General features: G+C 44.3%; 20 protein-coding genes, 1 pseudogene and 1 riboswitch. Of the genes and pseudogenes, 4 read left to right on the top strand and 17 right to left on the bottom strand.

The features are described from left to right. Positions 1-36: 36 nt before the first annotated feature. From BUA17_RS04440 to BUA17_RS04425, 5 genes and pseudogenes are all read right to left on the bottom strand, one after another. Complete coding sequence (locus BUA17_RS04440) at positions 37-1,791, bottom strand: glycoside hydrolase family 2 protein (RefSeq protein ID WP_072732730.1); 1,755 nt, start codon at positions 1,789-1,791, stop codon at positions 37-39. A gap of 16 nt (positions 1,792-1,807) precedes the next feature. Further along, positions 1,808-1,912: pseudogene (locus tag BUA17_RS31535) on the bottom strand (carbohydrate ABC transporter permease); the annotation flags it as partial. Positions 1,913-2,228: 316 nt separating this feature from the next. Continuing rightward, entirely contained in the window at positions 2,229-2,429 is a 201-nt protein-coding gene (locus tag BUA17_RS31425) for a hypothetical protein (protein ID WP_072732729.1), read from the bottom strand. Between the two features lie 164 nt (positions 2,430-2,593). Then, positions 2,594-3,085 (bottom strand): helix-turn-helix transcriptional regulator, encoded by a 492-nt coding sequence (locus BUA17_RS04430; protein ID WP_072732728.1) that lies wholly within the window; start codon positions 3,083-3,085, stop codon positions 2,594-2,596. Further along, entirely contained in the window at positions 3,075-4,034 is a 960-nt protein-coding gene (locus tag BUA17_RS04425) for an ArsR/SmtB family transcription factor (RefSeq protein WP_072732727.1), read from the bottom strand. The genes BUA17_RS04430 and BUA17_RS04425 overlap by 11 nt, the downstream gene beginning before the upstream one ends. A gap of 188 nt (positions 4,035-4,222) precedes the next feature. Between BUA17_RS04425 and BUA17_RS04420 the strand changes: the two genes are divergently transcribed. Then, complete coding sequence (locus tag BUA17_RS04420) at positions 4,223-4,498, top strand: hypothetical protein (protein ID WP_072732726.1); 276 nt, start codon at positions 4,223-4,225, stop codon at positions 4,496-4,498. A gap of 227 nt (positions 4,499-4,725) precedes the next feature. Here BUA17_RS04420 and BUA17_RS04415 read toward each other — a convergent pair whose 3' ends face one another. Then, on the bottom strand, positions 4,726-5,958 hold the full coding sequence (locus BUA17_RS04415; protein ID WP_064638642.1) for a cytochrome P450: 1,233 nt from the start codon (positions 5,956-5,958) through the stop codon (positions 4,726-4,728). Between the two features lie 450 nt (positions 5,959-6,408). Between BUA17_RS04415 and BUA17_RS04410 the strand changes: the two genes are divergently transcribed. Continuing rightward, positions 6,409-7,068, top strand: coding sequence for a hypothetical protein (locus BUA17_RS04410; protein WP_063565185.1), 660 nt, complete (start codon positions 6,409-6,411; stop codon positions 7,066-7,068). Positions 7,069-7,137: 69 nt separating this feature from the next. On the opposite strand, the gene BUA17_RS04405 is transcribed toward BUA17_RS04410, so the two are convergent. After that, the gene (locus BUA17_RS04405; RefSeq protein ID WP_064638644.1) at positions 7,138-7,743 is read right to left on the bottom strand and encodes a TetR/AcrR family transcriptional regulator; all 606 of its coding nucleotides are present in this window, start codon (positions 7,741-7,743) and stop codon (positions 7,138-7,140) included. A gap of 281 nt (positions 7,744-8,024) precedes the next feature. Here BUA17_RS04405 and BUA17_RS04400 point away from each other — a divergent pair, with 281 nt between their 5' ends. Further along, positions 8,025-9,464, top strand: coding sequence for a DHA2 family efflux MFS transporter permease subunit (locus BUA17_RS04400; RefSeq protein ID WP_063565244.1), 1,440 nt, complete (start codon positions 8,025-8,027; stop codon positions 9,462-9,464). 163 nt (positions 9,465-9,627) lie between these two features. Here the strand turns inward: BUA17_RS04400 and BUA17_RS04395 are convergent, their stop codons facing one another. From BUA17_RS04395 to BUA17_RS04375, 5 genes are all read right to left on the bottom strand, one after another. Next, complete coding sequence (locus tag BUA17_RS04395; protein WP_072732725.1) at positions 9,628-10,527, bottom strand: TetR/AcrR family transcriptional regulator; 900 nt, start codon at positions 10,525-10,527, stop codon at positions 9,628-9,630. Between the two features lie 49 nt (positions 10,528-10,576). Continuing rightward, positions 10,577-11,110: a GNAT family N-acetyltransferase gene (locus BUA17_RS04390; protein WP_072732724.1), complete on the bottom strand. Its 534-nt coding sequence runs from the start codon at positions 11,108-11,110 to the stop codon at positions 10,577-10,579. 43 nt (positions 11,111-11,153) lie between these two features. Continuing rightward, on the bottom strand, positions 11,154-11,825 hold the full coding sequence (tenA, locus tag BUA17_RS04385) for a thiaminase II (RefSeq protein WP_072732723.1): 672 nt from the start codon (positions 11,823-11,825) through the stop codon (positions 11,154-11,156). A gap of 121 nt (positions 11,826-11,946) precedes the next feature. Beyond that, a riboswitch (TPP riboswitch) is annotated at positions 11,947-12,045 on the bottom strand. Positions 12,046-12,091: 46 nt separating this feature from the next. After that, a complete protein-coding gene (locus BUA17_RS04380) occupies positions 12,092-12,382 on the bottom strand; it encodes a hypothetical protein (RefSeq protein ID WP_072732722.1) in 291 nt (96 codons plus the stop codon). Between the two features lie 8 nt (positions 12,383-12,390). After that, positions 12,391-13,521 (bottom strand): NAD(P)/FAD-dependent oxidoreductase, encoded by a 1,131-nt coding sequence (locus BUA17_RS04375; protein WP_072732721.1) that lies wholly within the window; start codon positions 13,519-13,521, stop codon positions 12,391-12,393. Positions 13,522-13,763: 242 nt separating this feature from the next. On the opposite strand from BUA17_RS04375, the gene BUA17_RS04370 reads away from it, so the two are divergent. Next, entirely contained in the window at positions 13,764-14,579 is an 816-nt protein-coding gene (locus tag BUA17_RS04370; protein ID WP_063565192.1) for an AraC family transcriptional regulator, read from the top strand. Here the strand turns inward: BUA17_RS04370 and BUA17_RS04365 are convergent. The 5 genes from BUA17_RS04365 to BUA17_RS04345 form a co-directional block, all read right to left on the bottom strand. Continuing rightward, entirely contained in the window at positions 14,576-15,217 is a 642-nt protein-coding gene (locus BUA17_RS04365; RefSeq protein WP_072732720.1) for an HAD family hydrolase, read from the bottom strand. The two genes, BUA17_RS04370 and BUA17_RS04365, sit on opposite strands and share 4 nt — an antisense overlap. A 47-nt stretch (positions 15,218-15,264) precedes the next feature. After that, positions 15,265-15,858 (bottom strand): DUF1349 domain-containing protein, encoded by a 594-nt coding sequence (locus tag BUA17_RS04360; RefSeq protein WP_072732719.1) that lies wholly within the window; start codon positions 15,856-15,858, stop codon positions 15,265-15,267. 65 nt (positions 15,859-15,923) lie between these two features. Continuing rightward, the gene (locus BUA17_RS04355; RefSeq protein ID WP_072732718.1) at positions 15,924-17,168 is read right to left on the bottom strand and encodes an MFS transporter; all 1,245 of its coding nucleotides are present in this window, start codon (positions 17,166-17,168) and stop codon (positions 15,924-15,926) included. Between the two features lie 85 nt (positions 17,169-17,253). Then, positions 17,254-18,285, bottom strand: coding sequence for a zinc-dependent alcohol dehydrogenase (locus BUA17_RS04350; protein WP_072732717.1), 1,032 nt, complete (start codon positions 18,283-18,285; stop codon positions 17,254-17,256). 60 nt (positions 18,286-18,345) lie between these two features. Then, complete coding sequence (locus tag BUA17_RS04345; protein ID WP_072732716.1) at positions 18,346-19,626, bottom strand: aminotransferase class III-fold pyridoxal phosphate-dependent enzyme; 1,281 nt, start codon at positions 19,624-19,626, stop codon at positions 18,346-18,348. Positions 19,627-19,628: the final 2 nt, after the last annotated feature.

Genomic DNA, 19,628 nt, shown 5'->3' with positions numbered 1-19,628 from the left:
AGGATTATGAACATGCGCGTACCTGACCTGCAACGTTCAATCTTCGATGGCAGCCTTGCGGGAATTAATGCGACGAATCGTTTCCGGGTCGAATTTCGGACGGCGGTCATACGTGTACAGTCCATTCACTTCCTGTTCCACATCATATAGCTGGGTATAACAAAACCCGAACATCTTCGGATGGTCCAGCAGGACATTGGTTAGTCCCTCATAACGTGCAATGAAAGCTTCTTCGGATTGTGGTCTGTCCCCGTAACCCCAAGCTTTCTCATCTTGCTGATCCGGATTCCACCAGATACCGCCATACTCACTGATAAAATATGGCTGCCCTTCATACGTCTGCCGCTCTGGAAAGGTATTAAATACTTCCCCACCGCTTTTCATCGGTTCATATCTGGCCCGGAACGTATCCGGGTTCTGATCATAGTCATGCAAATCGAAGATATCCGTCACCACATGAAAGTTACCGCTGGTATCAATGACAGGACGTGTCGGGTCCATACGTTTAGTCATCTCATAGACAATGCGCAGCACGTCGTTATCCTGCCGGGTTCCATCGCGATCCCACGTTTCGTTGAACGGACACCAGCCGATAAGCGAGGGATGATTAAAGTCACGTTCCATACCTTCCATCCATTCCGGTAGGAACCGGGCAAGGCTTTCGGTCGTTGTAATATCCTGTCCCCAGTTGGCATGTTCTCCCCATACCAGGTAACCAAGCTGGTCAGCCCAATATAGGAAACGTGGCTCAAACATCTTTTCGTGCAATCTCGCTCCATTAAAGCCAAGCCCCATGGAGATCTCGATGTCCTTGCGCAGATCTTCGTCGCTAGGTGCCGTGTAGATGCCATCCGGGTAAAAGCCCTGATCTAGTACAAGCCGCTGAAAAACGGACTTCTCATTGATACGAAATGCCATGCCATCCAGCCTTACCGTCCGCAGTCCGAAATACGAGTCTACCGTATCAATGGTCTGATCCTGCCCATGCAGCTTCAACTCCAGATCATACAATTTGGCATTCCCCAGCTCCCATAAATGGATTTCGGATAATGGGACGGTAAGCTTCACAGCAGGTCCATGAACAACCGCCGTTGCCGATCCAACATCCTTGCCGCCAAAGCGGGCAGTTGCAGCCAGCTCTCCTCCAGCAGCGTTACCGCATATTTTCACTTCAAGGTGCACACATGCATTATCCGGATCAGCCGCGACTTTCATGTCGGAGAGATACACCTCTGGCACTTGCTCCAGCCACACCGTTTGCCAAATGCCAGTAGTCCGCGTGTAATCGCAGCCATGTGAGTGGAATCGTTCGCTCTGTTTTCCTCGCGGCTGAAGTCCAGAACGCACATCGTCTTCTGCATAAACCGTGACTACATTCGTTCCTGACGAAACATGGGATGTGATATCAAAATGGAATGGCGAATAGCCTCCCCGATGTTTACCAACCGCTTTTCCATTGACCCAGATCTCGGCTTCGTAATCAACAGCGCCAAAATGAAGCAAAATGCGTCCATTCATCCAGGCATCCGGGATAGAGAATTCCCGTTTGTACCATACCGCAGCCATAAAATCGGTATAGGCCACCCCGGACAGTTTACTCTCTGGACAGAACGGAACAGTGATTGTCCCAGAGAGATGATGTTCGGACTGTTCATAACCTCGTTCTTTTCCACTTTTGCCATGATCCATTTCGAACTGCCAAGTTCCGTTCAGATTGATCCAATGGTTACGCACCCACTGAGGGCGAGGGTATTCCGGGCGTGGTGTTAATGTCATCTTGTCTTTATTCATACGAAAATCACTCCTATTAGCCTTTGATTGAACCGGTATATACTCCTTTTACAAAGTACTTTTGCAGGAAAGGGTATACCATCAGTATTGGAACGGTGGACACAACAATGGGGCAATATTTGTTCTGTATTTGAATCAAAGTATAATTACACAATAATTAGATGTCAACGTTTTCAATCTATTTTCTTGTAATAAAATTTGTCTGGTATTATTGCTTAGATTTCCTTCAAACAGCATGGGAAAGTTAATTACCCACCGAATAACACCATTAAAATACTGTTCCAATGCGGAAAAATCCAGTTCAAGCCAAAATAATTATTACTTTCTTCGTCTAATGAGAGCATTCGTTTTCACCAAATCATTTATCTACTCCGCCATTAATTACAAAATAGTTGTAATTATACGCATACCCAGCCCCTATTCTCAAGTCTTCTGTTTTACTCTTCCGATGGAACTTGGAGCGCATGATCATCGCTGAAAGGCACACCAAAATCAGGAGTTCCATCCCTGTTCCATTCAAATTTTTGAATGCGCGTTGCCCGTAAACGCAAAAAATAATAATAACCATCGGAGTGCCTGTAGACCCAAGGGTCTGCGGATTGCAATGCCACCGGATTACAAAATGTACTGGTTGTCATCTCTTTTCTCTCCCTTCATATCGTGCTATTTTCTATTATCTGGCAGAATTTGTTTGCAGACAATTGCGAAAACGCTTTTATTAAGTTGTAAAAAAAGACAACCTTCAAGCGATTTCGTCGGTCGAAAAAAACCGTCCTGGAGACGGTTTTTTCCTGTTGAAGCTTTACTGAATGCTTTGCATCCGCCATTCCAGTGGGGTAACCCCGACAGATCTGACAAAATAATCATAAAATCGGCTGGACGAAGTAAACCCTACTTCCGAAGATATCATTTCGACTGCCTTGTTGGTTTGTTGTAACATCCGCTTGGCTTCCATTAGATGAAGATTGATAATGCATTGCTTCGGAGAACCCCCCACCGATTCCGTGAATTTCTTTCGCAGATTGCTTTCTGACAGGAAATGTCGAGAGGCCAATTCACTAACCGTAATCGGCGTGTAGTAAGACGAATGGATCTCTTTCAGGACTTCCTGAACGATGCATTGAACCGTTGGATCGTTGACAGCATGAGGAGCTTCGACTGAGCAATTCCGCTGAAACAGTAGCAGTGCAGCATGTGAATGGGATTTGAATAAACCTTCACCCTGCTCCAGATGAAACAAGTTCGGTTTAAAACGCTCGATACTCACGATACATGAGGTACCGTTATTTGGCATATCTCGCATCCTGATCACCCGCATTCATCGTATACCTTACCTGCATAATAATGTTCTGTTCATGATCTCCGAAATCATTGCCAAACAGGTTCATGCCTCCCTGATGCCTAGCATCCGGATGAATTCCAATGCGTAATCTTAACTTGTGTTTATCCTCAAGATGAAGATCTGACAGGGACACATCCGAAATTTTCTCCTTGTCCAGCATGGTCATGTTGTCGTCCACACGCCATTTTTTGAGAATGCCGTATTGTGTGGAACCATCAGACCACCATGCCGGATTCAGTTTACCTCGGCGGTCGCCCAAATCTCCGGGACTAGTCCACATCCCGATCTCAGTGCCATTCACCCAAATGGAAATATCCGAGGGCCAATCATTGTTATAAGTTGCTACTTCAGAACAGATTTCCATGGACAATTCCAAAGATTTAATCGTTGCACCTTGCGGAATATCCATTGGAAGCAAATATTCCAGATAACCTTTTGCCAGCCAAATGATCTGAGCATCAATATGCTTAGGATGATAGAAGCTTGCCGGGTCGTCTTCCTTCAGAATCATCTCCTCCGTGCTCGCCATGCCGCATGTTGGCTCAACTTCACAGTCGCTGTAATGCCCTATCGGCATCTGTACTTCATAAACATTCGTATCCCGTGTGGGAAAGGAAGTCACTCGATCCAGGGCGATATGAATATCATCATAATTGCGGCTGCAAACCTTCATGGCCCCACGAGAGGCTGGGAGCATCTCCGTATGTATTAAATGGGCTGCCTCCAGCACTTTAATATGGTTGGCTACCGTTGACACGGGCAGGTTAAGTGCTTCGGCAATTTCAATAATGTTTAATTTATTGGCATTAAGAAGCTGGAGAATGTCAATCCGGGAACGAGTCGACAAGGCGTGGGTTACAGTTACCAGTTTTTCCGGGTCGTTAAAGCTGAGTTCCAGCACGTATTTGCTCTCCTTTGGAAAATATTAATTAAAATAATTCTACTGAATAACAGGAATAAACACAATGTTGCTATGCTCCATCTTGCTTTCGGAGGAATCCATCTGAGAACATTTTCCACGTAATCTTTCCTATAACGAAGGCAATGAATAGAAGTAATCTGCATTTCTTGTGAAAGGAAGAGTTATACGTGATAAGTGAACTCAATAGCTGGATCAGGCATATTGCTTCTAACTATATATTGATTATTACGGCAGCTGTTATTTTCTTCGCGATTAAGGCTGTAATCGGATTCTACACCTACAAACATTACAACAAACAATTGGACCATTTGCACCATAAAGTCGATCTGCTCATCAAGGAACAGCAGCTTCTAGCTCAGCAGTTCTCCGTTCCCAACGGAAACAGAGACATGATTCACAAAGAAGACCACTTCGAGTCTTCATCGCAACCTCCTCTAATGTGATCTTCTCATTTGTCTTATGTGTGAGATGACCCTTCCCCTCTTTTAAATCAAAGGCTTACTCACTCACCGTAAGAGTCGACTACATCGTTCTGATCAGTCTTGTTTTATTTTCCCATTCTTTCCTGACAGAAAAAAGCCTTGAACGTTATAAAAGCCGTTGATCAGATGTTGTTAAACATCCAATCTACGGCTTTTGTTATTTTGACTGTATGATTTTAATCTATATCCTAATGCACAACCTTCATAGGCAAGTACGTCAGCGACTGACCTGGAGCCGAGACGGTAAGGTTGTTTTCCAAATCAAATGATTCAACCGATTCGATGAAAGGTACCCTTTCTACGAATGCTGTCAAAGCAACAATCAACTCCATTCTCGCCAGCGGAGCACCCAGACAGAAATGTGGACCATTTCCAAAGGTAAGGTGTTTTTTGTTATTGGGACGGTGAATGTTCAAGTCGAACGGATTTTCAAATATAGTTTCATCCATATTCGCCGCACTCATCCAGGAAATGACGACATCCCCTTTTTTCAATTCTACACCCAACAGATTATTATCCTTCTTAACGGTCCGGTGTCGCTTGGCGTTATGGAAGCGATAACGAAGCATCTCTTCCACAGCAAGTGGGATCAGCTCAGGGTTCTCTCGTAATTGCACATACAGGTTGGGGTCATCATAGAGAAAAGAATAAAATGTATTAGATACCATGTGACTGGTTGTTTCGATACCGGCCCCGAGCAAAAGCATTGTGGTTCGAACAATCTCATCATCGGAAAACTTCTCGCCGTCTACATCCACTTTCAACAGATCTGTAATGATATCATCGCCAGGCTGAGTCCGTTTCTGAACGACAATAGGGTACAGGAATTGGTAATACTCCTGCGCTGCGACCTGCTTTTTCTTTTCCATTGCCTCTGCATTTTCTCTATTGGCGGGTTGAAACAGAATATCTACCCAACTTTTGAAGCGGTGGCTGTCCGTCAGCGGTATGCCCAACAAATCAGACATAACCATGGAAGGCAATGGTGCTGCCAGTGCTTGCACAATGTCGATTGTTGTATTCAGCTCGATATCCTCCACCAGTTGCTTCGCAATGTTCCGAATCCGTGGCTCCCAGTTTTTCAGACTGCGGGGTGTAAAAGCAGCTGAGAGCAACGAACGGCTTTTTTGATGACGTGGAGGATCTATGCTCGAAATATTCATTTTGTCCGGCGGTGTGCCTTCCTTGTTTTTAGCTCCGACTGAAATGGTAGTTCTTGAGCCTTCGGATGAAAAATATTCATGATTGCTTAGTACCTGCTTGACATCGTCATATCTGAACACATTCCATGTGTCCGTATCCTCATGATAGTAGACAGGTTTCTCTGACAACATTTTCCGAAACCAGTGAAGAGGAAAAAACTCTTCCGATCTGGACTGGAAATTGGTAATATCGTGAACTCTAATCACTTCTTTGTACATCCTGACACCGCCTCTCGAACTATTTTTATCCAATGGAAAGAGGAATTTCTTCCATGCCTCTGATAATCATCCCCAGCGCCACTTCAGTTCTTCGGCTCCCTTTGATTCCTCCTTTGTTGCACATGAATTGACAGTTCAGCGCACAACCAATTTTATACTAATCGTATATTATTTGGAATGAAACTTTCGAACTATATTCATTTTATGGAAAATTCAAGGCATATTTTTATACCGTTCGTATATTTAATGACGAGAATTAAGTTCTTAAGGGTTATGTATTTTTGGGCAAAATAAACAAGCTCAAGAAATGAAAACATCATTAATCTGGGATTACAGATAGGTAGGGATGAACATGTCTAAACCTCATACGTGGACCATATGGTTTACTATGGTATGCTTGAACACTAGACTCATTTTTTGCACATCGAGGTTTCGTTCGGGAGGGATACAGTGAATTGGATACGTCCAGTGAATAGAGGAGAATCTGTTTTTAAAGTTAAAAATAATCGAATTATCTACTTTGCAAAATTATCTATTCCACTTAATGCCCTTATCGCAGTTGGGAAAATACTTTTAGGAATCTTTACGCTCTCCTTCTTTTTATGTATTAACGCCTTTTATAATATTGGCATCGCTGTTGCTAAGTATTACGCAGCCAAAGCACATGAGGACTCGAATCTTGATGATTCCAGCCCGGAGGAAATCCTAAAAAAACAATACGCGGCATACCGATTTATAGGTAATATTGTGCTCGCTTCAAGTGCGGTGTACATCATTTATTGCAGTAAGTTATTATTTGTTACAGGCAGCAGAACGCATTATCCTCACTATGCCGCCTTCATCATTGCTGCCGTTACTTTTACCGAAATCGCAGTATCTCTTGGGGGCGCCATTATGGCGAGACGGAATAATGAACCGGTCATTGAAGCCATCAAACTGACGAACTTCTCTTCATCATTGATCTCACTTTCATTAACACAAACTGCGATCATGTCATTTTCATACAAAGGAGATCCCACCTTTTACAATGGACTGTCCGGCATCATTTTTGGTGCTCTGGCAGCACTCATCGGGCTGTATATGATTTTACGAACTCCGACAGGAGATTAGCCCATTTATAGTCTGTTGAAAAGACATCTGCGTATAGTTGAGTCTAACTATAGCTGGATGTTTTTTTTGTTATATCAAGTCATTGTAAGAATAAGCACGAATTAAAGAGAACTGTTTGGCAAGGAAATGCGGTGCATAGGGCATGTCATTACGAAGCCAGGATACAATGGTACCAATCAGAGCTGAGGAACTGTACCAGATTGCGATCTCCTTATGAATACCCGCTTGTGAAAGAGAGCTTCCCAGCTCCAAGCTTTCAATCTTGGCCGAAACGAGTGTCGTTAGTAATTTCATGAGCCTCTCCGTAAAAATGGGGGTTCGTCTGGAAGCGAGAACGACGCGATAGAATTTGGAATGATCAGCAAAGTGTTCAAGCAATTTTACAAGCACTGGCCAACCATCGTCTTTGGCAGCATCTTCAAATTGAGGAGCATATTCGTCCACAATTCGTTCAATGTGCTCGATCATCTCGTCCGCCATTTTCTCCATCATGTCTGTGATGTCACGATAATGCAGATAGAAAGTCACGCGGTTGATCGTCGCACGTTCTGCAATTCGATTGACGGATAGTTTCTCGATGTCCATTTCCTGCAACAGATCTACAAAAGCATCACGAATCAACTGTCTTGTACGAAGTATACGAGGATCTGTAGCAGACTTCTTTTCATTTTTCATGCAATATCACTCCTCAAATTTTAAAAATTACAATTTTAAATGATCAGTCGTTTATTTCCGAATTAGACGACATATTTTATTATTTCGTAAAATAAGCAACGAAAATACCCAAAATCGTAAATTGTAATCTACGGGAATATGTATATAATTCAATAAATACAATGTAAACTATACAACACGTTGTAAATTTAGTCACGTGTGGATTGAAAGGATGGAATGGATTGAGTCAGGCTAGATTAAAAGAAAGAGATGACGTAAAAAAGGGCCCCATACTGTTTGTTATGATTTTGGGTGCATTTCTTGCCACATTGAACCAAACCGTTATGAGCGTGGCAACTCCGGAGCTGATGGGGGATTTTAATATCTCAGCAGCAACAGCCCAATGGTTTACAACAGGCTACATGCTGGTGAATGGTGTACTCATTCCTATCACGGCCTATTTCATGCAACGCTTTTCGACACGGCAATTATTTCAAGCTTCGATGTTTATTTTCCTCATCGGTACGATTATATCTGCCCTTGCGAGTAATTTTGGTACACTGTTGACAGGACGTATGGTTCAAGCAGCCGGTGCTGGTATTATCATGCCATTGTTAATGCATGTCATTCTTACCTTGTTCACTCCTGAGAAAAGGGGCGCCGCGATGGGGATGGTCGGCTTTGCCATCATTTTCGCTCCAGCGATTGGGCCAACCCTTGCTGGATATATTCTTGAGAACTACACATGGCAAACGATGTTTTACGGGATGATCCCACTAACCGTTATTGTTATTGGTTTTGCGTTTGTATATCTCAAAAATGTATCGGAACGAATCAATCTCAAGTTCGACACACTCAGCGTGTTGCTGTCCACGATTGGATTCGGCGCATTGCTGTATGGCTTCAGCCGGGCAGGAACTCTGGGATGGTCAAGCGCAGAAGTAATCATATGCATTGCAGCAGGAGTCATTGCTCTTGGACTGTTCACATGGAGACAACTCGCGTCTGCAAATCCGCTGCTCGATCTGCGGGCTTTCAAGTATAATATGTTCTCACTGACCACAATCATTAATATCGCGATCACGATGATCATGTATGCTGATATGATGTTGCTTCCTTTATACCTCCAAAATGCACGGGGTTACACTGCATTGGAGTCCGGATTATTATTGCTTCCGGGGGCGCTTGTCATGGGCTTCCTGATGCCGATTACGGGTAGATTGTTTGACCGGTTTGGCGCAAAATGGCTGGCGATTATTGGGATGGTCATTACGATTGTAACGACTATCGGGTTCATCGATCTAACCGATTCTACCAGTTATACTTACCTGGTGTTAATGTCAACAGGTCGCAGAATTGGTATGGCCTTGCTCATGATGCCTATCCAAACGGCAGGGTTGAATCAACTGCCTCCAAGACTTGGGCCACACGGTACAGCGATATCCAACACCGTGAGACAAGTGGCTGGCGCTGTGGGTACTTCATTGCTCGTAAGTGTAATGACCAGTCGCACAACGGCACATGTACAGGATATGGTGGCAACGGGCGCAGCCAAAGGTTTAACCCAGCAGCAATTGGGAATGGAATCCATGATCCAGGGAATTAATGATGCTTACGTTGTCATTATCGGCATTGCCGTTCTTGGATTGCTCCTTTCCTTCTTCATCAAACGTACCAAACAAGCGACGGAGGAAGACTCCAAACAGCCTGTAAGACAAAAAGTCTCGATGAATACAAATTAAGAGCAATATTTACATGAATTACATCATGTAGAGCCTATTGTATCTTATATAAAAAGCGGCAGATCAGGACACTAAGCTTTACGTCCAATCTGCCGCTTTTTTGTGGTGTATTACATAATATAAATGAACAATTTGCCTGCACACGTAAGTAAGAACAGCTGCGTTAACTCGTTCTCTCCATGAGGATCTGCCTGAATTGTTCGAGATACGATCTGCAGTCTTTGACAATCCTGTTTGCCTCACACTGAAGAGAAGACGATTCAAATTCCGTTTGAAACGCCTGTAGCGTTACTTCCAACATGGAGATATTGATCTCTTTCTGCTCAACTAAAACAAGCAGCCCTTTGGTCAGTTCTTTCGCTTTAATAGGTACTTCCAATTGGAGAATAGAATGACTGAATTTCTGAAGACCTGCAATCAGGTTATTTTTATCCAACACAATTTCTTTGGAATCAGGAGCGATCATCAAAAGACTTGGAAAATCTATAATATGCTCTTGTCTTTCCAGCATGGAGCGAAGCAAGATTTCAATGTAGTTCAGGATTTTGGGCACAAGATGGTTCCAATCCGGTTGGTCAAGATGGAAGTTTCTCCACATGTTCGAGATTTGATGGATCATGCCAAAACCAAAAATAGCCCCTTCATAAGCAAAAGGTTTTAATTCTTTACCAAATACCTGTACCAGTCGTTCAGATAACCAATTTAACTGTATGCGAGTCAAGTTTTTCAGATCGCATTCTCCAGAGTAGAAGCCTGTCCAGAATAGCTCCACAACAAGCTTTTTTTCTGGCAAAATCATCGGCACCATAATCTGATCCACCAGTAAATCAAAATCGGAAGCATAGCTTTGGCTCTCCAAATCTTTGCGAATCATCATATCTTCCTGTACACGTTGCTCCAGAATGGCAAGAATACAATCATCCTTCGAGCCAAAGAATTTATAAAATGTTCCTTTGGACACACCTGACTCGTCTAGGATCATTTGTATGGAGGTGTTGGTCACTCCATGTTTCCCAAAGAGTACAAGCGCTGAGTCCAATAACATTTGTTTCCGCTTATTCATAAGTTCCCCCTGGATGATTTAGGTGGTTCACGTTACGATATCTAGTAACCTATTGCAAATCCACTGCAAACATCATATGTTCCTTCCAAATCCCCTTGATTTTAATATTCTGCCGGTCCGTCTCCTGAAAGCCCGCCTTGCGAAGCACTCGAATCGATCCGGCATTGTCAGGCAGCGCACCTGCCTCCACTCGTTTTATACCCGCTTCATTCATAGCAAAATCCAGTGCTAGCTGAAGGGCTTCACTCATATATCCCTTGCCATTCTGCACCTGATCGAGCACATAACCAACAATCCATTTGGTGGTGGAATCCAGTTCAAGCTCGAACAGAGAGATCTCCCCAATAAGCTCATGCGTATGGTTCAGAAAGATCCCGAAAGAGTACCGTTTCCCCTCTTCCCTCGCCTTGTTCCAACCTTCGAGAAGGGCTACTTGGCCCTCCAATGTATAGAATGTATCCGATCGTTCGCTTGCCGATATTTCTTCGAAAATAGCCCGGTTACGGAACTGCAAATCCAGTAGCCCAGCAGCGTCTTCCACGTTCAAAAATCGTAAATAGATGAGTTCTCCACGATTGTCCATCTGTATGTTCATCCTTATCTCTGGTTGTAGTAGATTGCATTCATCAGAAGTACGAGAGTTGCCGTTTATAAGCCATATCCCAGAATAGATATTCAAATTCAACACTTCTTCTGAATATGTCTTCAATGGCCTCCAGTTCCTGCTCGGTTTTATGTTCGCATAATGCATCCAGTGTATCATAGAACCATTCGAATGAGTCGCGGAATTCATCACTTGCATAATTTTCGATCCAAGTCTGATAGAAATTGCCCTCTAATGAATCTCGATATTGTTCTTTTAATCTTGTGGCATAGTCGTAATACGTCCACGCACAAGGGAAAATGACGGCGATGATTTCAGCAACCCCACCTGTTTGTGCAACACTCATCATATTCGACGTATACGCCTTGTTGTAAAGAGAGGGTTTGACAGCATGATTTTCATCCAGCGTAATCCCAAATTCCTTCATATAATTTCGATGCAAATCCATTTCTTCGTACAGAATAGCGTGTTGAATCACCGTAAAGTTCGTCATCAGTTTTTCATCTGTCGCCTTCACCGCACCCATGGCAAAAATCTTCGCATATTCAATCAGATATGTATAGTCCTGAAGAAGATAAAACTTAAACGCTTCCTGATCCAGTGTGCCTTTCCCCATTTCATGTAAAAAAGGATGGTTGTATCCATCTTCCCATACGTTTCTGGACTTATCTTTTAACGTTCTTGAAAATGACATGATCATTTCTCCTTGTATTAAAATTATAATGTCCCCGCTTCACATCCAGCTATCGCGTTCTGTCATCCAAAATGCAGACCAAAAAGCCCTTGTCCTATTTTCGGCAAGGGCAAAATAACATGAGTACATGTCATTTGCTCCCTACGTCAGTATTAACTAACAGGTTCAAAGGGTCAGGTTTTAACCTTCTCAACTGCGAACAGTCCCCCTGCAAATAGCTCAGGCTTATTACAACATGTGTTTTCCCAAATGTCAATCCATTCCTATTAATCTTCAAGTTCCCCTAAATCTTCTTGCAACTTCTTAAGTCGGGTGCGGATATCCTTAATCATACTTTGCAATTTGTTTAACTCATCTACCCATTTTTGCTCATTAGAGACGTTCGTCGCTGAAGTTGCATTATACGCCGGAGACGTCCTTAACTTGTTTAAATCCGATTCGTAACCCCTCCACTCTTCCTCGGCTTTTGCTAATTCCTCCTCGGTGATGCCAATCTGGTGCTCCAGATAAATAATGTCTGATGAGTTACCGTGAGTTAAGCGCTGTGAATACGTCATCGTTCACCTCATTTCTGATCATCCATTGCTTTTCCAAGGTCATATGGCTGAATATCGATATCCAAATCCAAACCCATAGCCAACTTGGCCAGTTGACTTCCAATAAAAGGCGCCATCGTGAGACCGGACGCTCCAAGTCCATTGGCTGTGATCAAGCCCTCCCAACCAGGAACAGCACCCATTACCGGAAGAAAACCAGGTGTAAACGGACGGAAACCTACTCTTACTTCCTGAAACGTGCTATCGGCTAAACCGGGAGCCAGTTCCAATCCTTTATTCAAAATTTCCTGCATTCCGCCTGCGGTTACTCTTATATCATAGCCTTCAATATCATTTTCGTGAGTCGCCCCGATCACAATCTTCTGTTGATCAAAGGCTAACAGATATTGATCCGAAGGAGGCATGACCACAGGCCATTTCCCAGTGTCTTCTCGATCATGAACCTGCAAATGCATAATTTGCGCCTTCTGATAACGAACCTTAAAATCAATGCCCAAGGGCTTCAACAGTTCACTAGCCCAAGCGCCGGCACACACAATAACCTCGTCAGCCGATATGACTTTACCGTCAACAACCACTCCAGTTACTCGGTCCGATTCATATTGAAGTGTCGCATCCCCATTAATCAGGACCGCTCCATTTCGCTGTGCCGATCGGATTAAGGCATCACGCAGTGCACGTCCATCGATACGCGCAGCACCACTGATGTAGACGGACTGAAAGTTCTCCTCCAGGAGTGGAAAACGCTCATGGGTTTCTTTTGCATCCAGACGGGTAATATCGGCAATCTCCGGTGCTTCTTCTTTACGAAGGTGTGCTCGCTCCTGCATCTTGTTGATTTTCTCTACTTCCGTATGAATACTAAGAGCACCCACTTGAGCGTAACCCGTTTCCGTTTCCCCTTCACTCTTGAGTTCTTCAATTAAACCGGGATAAAAACGTGCACCCGCCTTGGCAAGCTGATACCAATCCTGATTACGGCGCTGAGATAACCAGGGACAGATGATCCCGGCAGCAGCATCCGTAGCCTGCCCTCGATCTTTCCGGTCTATAATAAGAACTTCCGCACCCCGTTTTGCCAATTGATATGCTGTGGAAGCCCCAAGAATACCTGATCCTACGACGATGACTTTCTTCATGACTGCATCCCTTTCCTAAATCACTGTATCCATTATAGCGTATACTGTTTGGTCTGATAATGGCAAGGCATCGACATGATGATACATATTCCTAAAAGGTTTTCGATAAGTCGTTCATCGAAGTAAATAGTTCGTTTAAATTAATGTTATTTATGTAATATAATTCAAATCAGGTTTCTTTTAACTCTGTATCCGCGCCATTTACGCACACGACCTTTAACGAAATGAGGAATAACACAACGATGCCGAAACCTAGTACGGGGAATTCACTGGATACCGATATGCCGCTTATGATTACAGGTCAAAACCAGCTGACCGTAGATGAATTAATGAATTGGAACGGCCATTCACGGGATTACAGTATTGTGCAGTGCATCGGGGGAACAGGGAAAATTGCAGCCCAAAATCATGAGTTTTCGATTCGGAAAGGAACAGCTCTTATTATGTTCCCGGAGGTCACATACCGTTACGACAATCTGAGTGATTCATTGTTGTTCGATTGTTTGTCCTTTAATGGCTATTTATTGCCCCGGTTTCTGCATACCTTGCAGATCGGGGAGCTGCGCGCCTTCAAGCCGGATGGGATGCTTCATATCCTGTTGCATGAAATAACGTTGGCGCTACAGTCCCGGCACAAGGATCAGATCTGGCACGTATCCGCATTGCTATACATGCTACTGGTCAGGTTAACCATTGATGGAGATCGTTATGGTGCTTATGAACGCTCGGATGCCCGATTAAAGCTGGGTGGACTGGTTACTTTTATCAAGCAAAATTATGATCAGGATATCTCGCTCTCCATGCTGGCTCAGCAAATGGACGTCACCGAACAGCATTTGAATCGGATATTCAAAAAGGAATTCCAAATGACTCCGCTTGATTATCTGACACGGTATCGGTTATTGAAAGCCAAAGAAATGCTCGTCCATGACGCCGGAATAACGGCCCACGAGATTGCCCGGGCTGTTGGTTTCAACAGCGCCAGTTATTTTGGATCCGTATTCAAAAAATATGAAGGAATCTCCCCTATCGAGTTACGCAAGCAATACCAGAGTTAAAGGATTTCCATCGTGATCTCTGCCAGCGAGGTTAACCGCAGATCATACTTCGAGAATTCCAGATTACGCGTTACCTCGTTAGGCACAATGACACAGCGAATCCCCGCGGCTTTGGCTGCCTTCAGTCCATTCGGCGAGTCTTCGAACACAACCGCTTCGGATGCCCCGATCCCGAGACTCTCCAAGGCGAGCAGATACAATTCCGGGTCCGGTTTGACCCGCTTGACGTCCTCGGCTGTATGAATGACATCGAATAGTTCGAAAATGCCGAGTGTACGCAAATAACCATGAACCCAATCCCGGGTAGAGCTGGAAGCAACGGCAAGTTTAATTCCCTTTTTACGGGCAGACTGGAGCAACTCATGAACCCCTGGAAGAATTGCTGCCTGCCCCAGGTATGCTTCGTATTTCTGTTCAGAGAGCAACTTGATATGATCGTGATCGATCGGTTTTTGCAGCGCTTGCTCCAGGTATAGAAAAGGGTGAAATTCTTCAAACGATGTTCCTACGTTTTTCGACCAAAGCTCCAGTCCAAGTTCAAGTCCATGCTCTTTATAAATATCGCGAAAAGCATAGAACCAGGGAGTCTCCGTGTCCAAAATAAGTCCATCAAAATCCAAAATAAAAGCTTTTACCATTCCGCTTTTCTCCCTCCAATGATCAGCCGATTGGCGGGAAAATGGGCTTAGAAGCGTGCAGTCACGTCCGGACGGGTAACATTCATCGATAAAAAGTGACAGGTGCATCCCGTTCCGGCTGGTGACTGTCCAACAATTCCAGCCCGGATCTCCCCCTCTATCGGCATGCCGAAATATCGAATTAATTTCCACTCCACCCCATCGGGTGAATAAAAAAATGAAATGCAGTCCTCCACTTTGCGTATGCGCAGATAAGGATTCGTTACGGGAACTTCAACCGAATTGCAATCGTCGGATGAACCTTCCTTCGTTACTACCGACACAATGGTAGCTGCTTTTCCATCATACTCAAAACAAAGCTTGCACCAGTTTCGTTCATCCGCCATCACCATTAAACATCCGGAATCATACTGATGTTGCATGTCCACGGTTAGCTGGGTCGTCATTTCAAAATCGTTAGGCACCGGCATCGACAGAAATGGCGCGGTTGCACGGATGTGTTTACCCGCTGGGTCCTGGAAAAAGTCTGTATCAGCCTGAGCTTCTACAATTAGAACGCCTTGATCGGTATAAGACCAGGTCTTCGGCTCATTAATCCAGTTCATTTGGTTTCTTGTTTCTGTTGCAAATACGTTTGTCATTTCTATGCCTCCCAGGTTCATTTTCTGTATTATATATTCGTTCGTTATACAGAAAACCCCTTCTCCTACATATTTTTGTAAGAACTGATCACTTGGGAGTGTTTCTGGGGATCAGGGAGGAATAACATAATGACCATGAGTACGATGTAAAATATAAGAATGACACTGAATAACAGCACAGGATTATAGTGATACAGTAGCCCTGTCAGGTAACCTGATGGAATCGCGGTTAACGTCATGACGGTCTGCACTGCCGAGAACATATCCGCTTTTTCATGTGTACCCAATCGGTTCATTAGCAGTGAGTCCCGGTACGTTTGTAAGATGAAATTGCCTGCCGCCAGTACAATTAGAGTCAGAAATAACATGGCTATATTTCCCGCTGGGATCAACAGAAAAAGTATTGCCCCCACTGTACTCAAAATGATCGAGAAACTGACATACTTCTCTTCTGAACGCCGTTTCAGACGCGGGATAATGACCAAATACAAGAGCATGACGGTTACAGCGGTGACGACCGGGATAAATGAAATAATCTGATCATTGAATTTTAATTGTTCCTTGAAAAAAATCACCTGAAAAAAGTTCAGCTGCAGGATCAGATTGGAAAGCACCGTGATGAGAATAATCGGTAAAAGTCTCCGTTTGTAGAATGATTTGCCGAAAAGTCGCATACTGGAAGCCAGACTCTGGATCACCCGGGTCTGGCTATGCATTCCCATAAGTTCCTTCCCTACTGCGGTCTCATCCGTATATCGGTTGCGAATGAAGAACATGACGGTCATGAGGATGCCACCGACAAAATAAATACTGGCTAGTGTTGGCACAATGCCAACATCAGCAATCACTACCCCGGCGATCGGTGTCAGTACTCCAGCACCAGTAATGATCATGTTGAGAATGGCGAATACCTTGGATCGTTTATGTTCCTCAACATCCTCAATAATTAGACAGTTGAAGGAAACCGTCACAAATTTGGAGGTTGCATTCAGCAGGTAAGCGATCAGAAACAACCAAAAATTCTGGGAGAAAGCCCAGATGAACATGGGAACACTCCAAGCAATCAGATCAAAAATCAGTGTTGTTCGCTTGCGGCCAAGCTTATTCGTGATTGAACCCGCAAATAACTGAAATATAAAGGCAAAATAAAGATTCACCGAATTGATCAAACCAATTTCAATATCCGAAAGTCCGGCTTCCTTCATATATAAGGGAGCATAAAAAAGAACAATCGTGCCCGGAATGGCCCATACCGGTTCAAGTAAGATGGAGTACCGCGGATTTCTCGGCAAATCCTGTAGCAGCTTCAATCGATATCTCCCCCTTTTCTGCGGTGGTTTTCACCGCTGCGAACTCCTTCTTTTCGCAGCGGCAAACCCGACAATGTCTACATGCTTACAAGATCAGAGCTGTTTTAACCGAATTCATGGGCAATTTCTCTCCGCTACGCAGATGATACCCAATTGTCCCATTGAATGCCTGTTCATAATCACTCAGCAGTTCCTTGGAGGTAACCATTTGCTCCAGTTCCGGAATACTTTGTGCAAATTTCAATGCTGTACTGATCATCGAGTGATTAGCTACCGCACCAATGATACTAATACCATCATTAATTACGGCAGTTGATTTGAACGTCACCTCATAGCTGTCGTCATAACCCATAGGAATGATCTTGCCGCCTTTGGCAATCATCTCAAATCCCACATGAAGCTGGTTACCAACCGCGTCCACTACAATATCAAACTTCTTGTTATTATTGATCTCGTATACTTTATCCAGTGTCAGATCCTGAGGATAGAACACATGATCCGCGATCTCTGAAGCGAACTCTTTGCGGAATGGATCAACTTCCGTGCCTACAGTAAGCCTTGCCAATCGTTTGCTCACAAGCTGACACAGAGAACCGATTGCACCAGAACCGAGGACCAGTACAGAATCACTTGGCTTAGTCCCTGCTTTCATGAACGTCTGAAGTACACATCCCAGTGGTTCGATCATCATAGCGGTTTCCCAGCTCATGGAATCCGGGATGGCATAGATATACTTCTCATCCCCTACGTAATATTCTGCAAATGTACCGTGCGTCGTCATCCCTACTTGATAGTCATCAAAATTCTCGCAATAGATGAAAAGACCTTCACGGCAATAGGAGCAGGTACCGCAAGATTGCGTGGGATCAACCAATACCCGATCACCTATCTTGAAACCACGAACTTCGTCGCCCACCTCAACCACTGTACCTACACCTTCATGACCAATAATCGTTCCTTTATTCGCCGGCACTTTGCCTTTGACAATATTCAGGTCTGTACCGCAGATGCCTGAACCATAGATTTTAATTTTTACCTGGTTTGACTTTTGTATGGTTGGCTCATCAATATCCTGGTAAGTCACCTGTTTAAGATCCTGATATACGAGTGCTTTCATTGAATATTCCTCCTAGTCGATGTTCTTATTTGAATAAAATTTTAAACGTTTTCGTAAATCTCAATTCGAAAGGTGTTCCTGTTTCAGCATTTCTTTCCAGTCGGAAAGTGTCTGCAAGAGAGCTTCCTCCACCCACAATAATTCATCCCGGGTATGAGCATCTGAGAAAATAAAGTACCCTTTGGTAAAAATTCCGAAGTGGGCCATTCTTTTGACCATAAACTCACGGAACGGATCGGTGTGAAAGTTTTCCTCCGAAATAGAGCTAATGGAGAAGCTAGCATAGGTACCCTTCAACACCAATTGATCGGTTAATCCAAGAAGTACGAGTTCAGCTTCAATCAGATCCATAATTCGAATGGTGGCCTCGCGCCAGCTAGGCCATACTTTAGCGCTTTTCATCAATCGCTCACATGCAATCGCTGCCGCAAGCGCAGTGGTCTCACTGGAATGCGCGTTGCTGAATCTGACCTGTCCTGATAATGACATCAGATGTTCTGGTCCCATTACGGCTGCGAGTGGCAGTCCATTCGCCATACCTTTGGAAATACAAAGCAGATCCGGCCAGATGTCATACTCCCCAGCTGTAGCTTGCTTGCCCATTCGAATGCCGGAGGTGACTTCATCAAATATGACAATGATATCTAAGGACCTACATAGGGATACAACTTGCGCCAACGGCTCACGTTTCCATTCATTTGGACAAAGGACAATGCAGGCGATATCCTCGGGAGAGGATTGGATTTGGGCCTCGATACGCTCTGGTGAGGGCTTATCTATCCAGATTGTTGTGCGCTCGATATCCACAGGGATACCTCGTTCTTTCGTTTCGCGGCCATAGTATCCATACGCAGACCAGTCATGCCAGCCATGATAGGCCGTCGCGATGACCCTGCTTTTTCCACTTCCCGCACGAGCCAGACGTACGGCTCCACTGACGGCATCGGCGCCGCTTTTGGTAAATCGCAATGAGGGGTAGCGACCTTCAAACCGTTCCAAAATCAATTCAGCGCATTCAAGTTCAATGTCAGCAGGAATAGAATAACTTGTCCCTTTTTTCAGCTGATGGATGACAGTCAGTTGAACTTCATGCCGTGCATGCCCCCATGGCGCCGTACCCATGGCCATCTCACAATCCAACCATTCATTTCCATCGATATCTATAAAACGGGAATTGCGTGCCTCTGCGCAGCATACGGGTGTATATCCCGGAAATAATCGTTCTGGTGCTTTGGCTAACGTACTGCATCCGCTCGGAATAACCTTCTCGACATGTTCCAACCACTCCAGATTCCGTGTAAACCTTACGGCACGATCAAGCGTGCTCTCTTTTGATTTCACCT

The sequence above is a fragment of the Paenibacillus sp. ov031 genome (assembly GCF_900143165.1).
Taxonomy (GTDB): domain Bacteria; phylum Bacillota; class Bacilli; order Paenibacillales; family Paenibacillaceae; genus Paenibacillus; species Paenibacillus marchantiae.
This window is presented reverse-complemented; position numbering and strand designations above follow the sequence as displayed.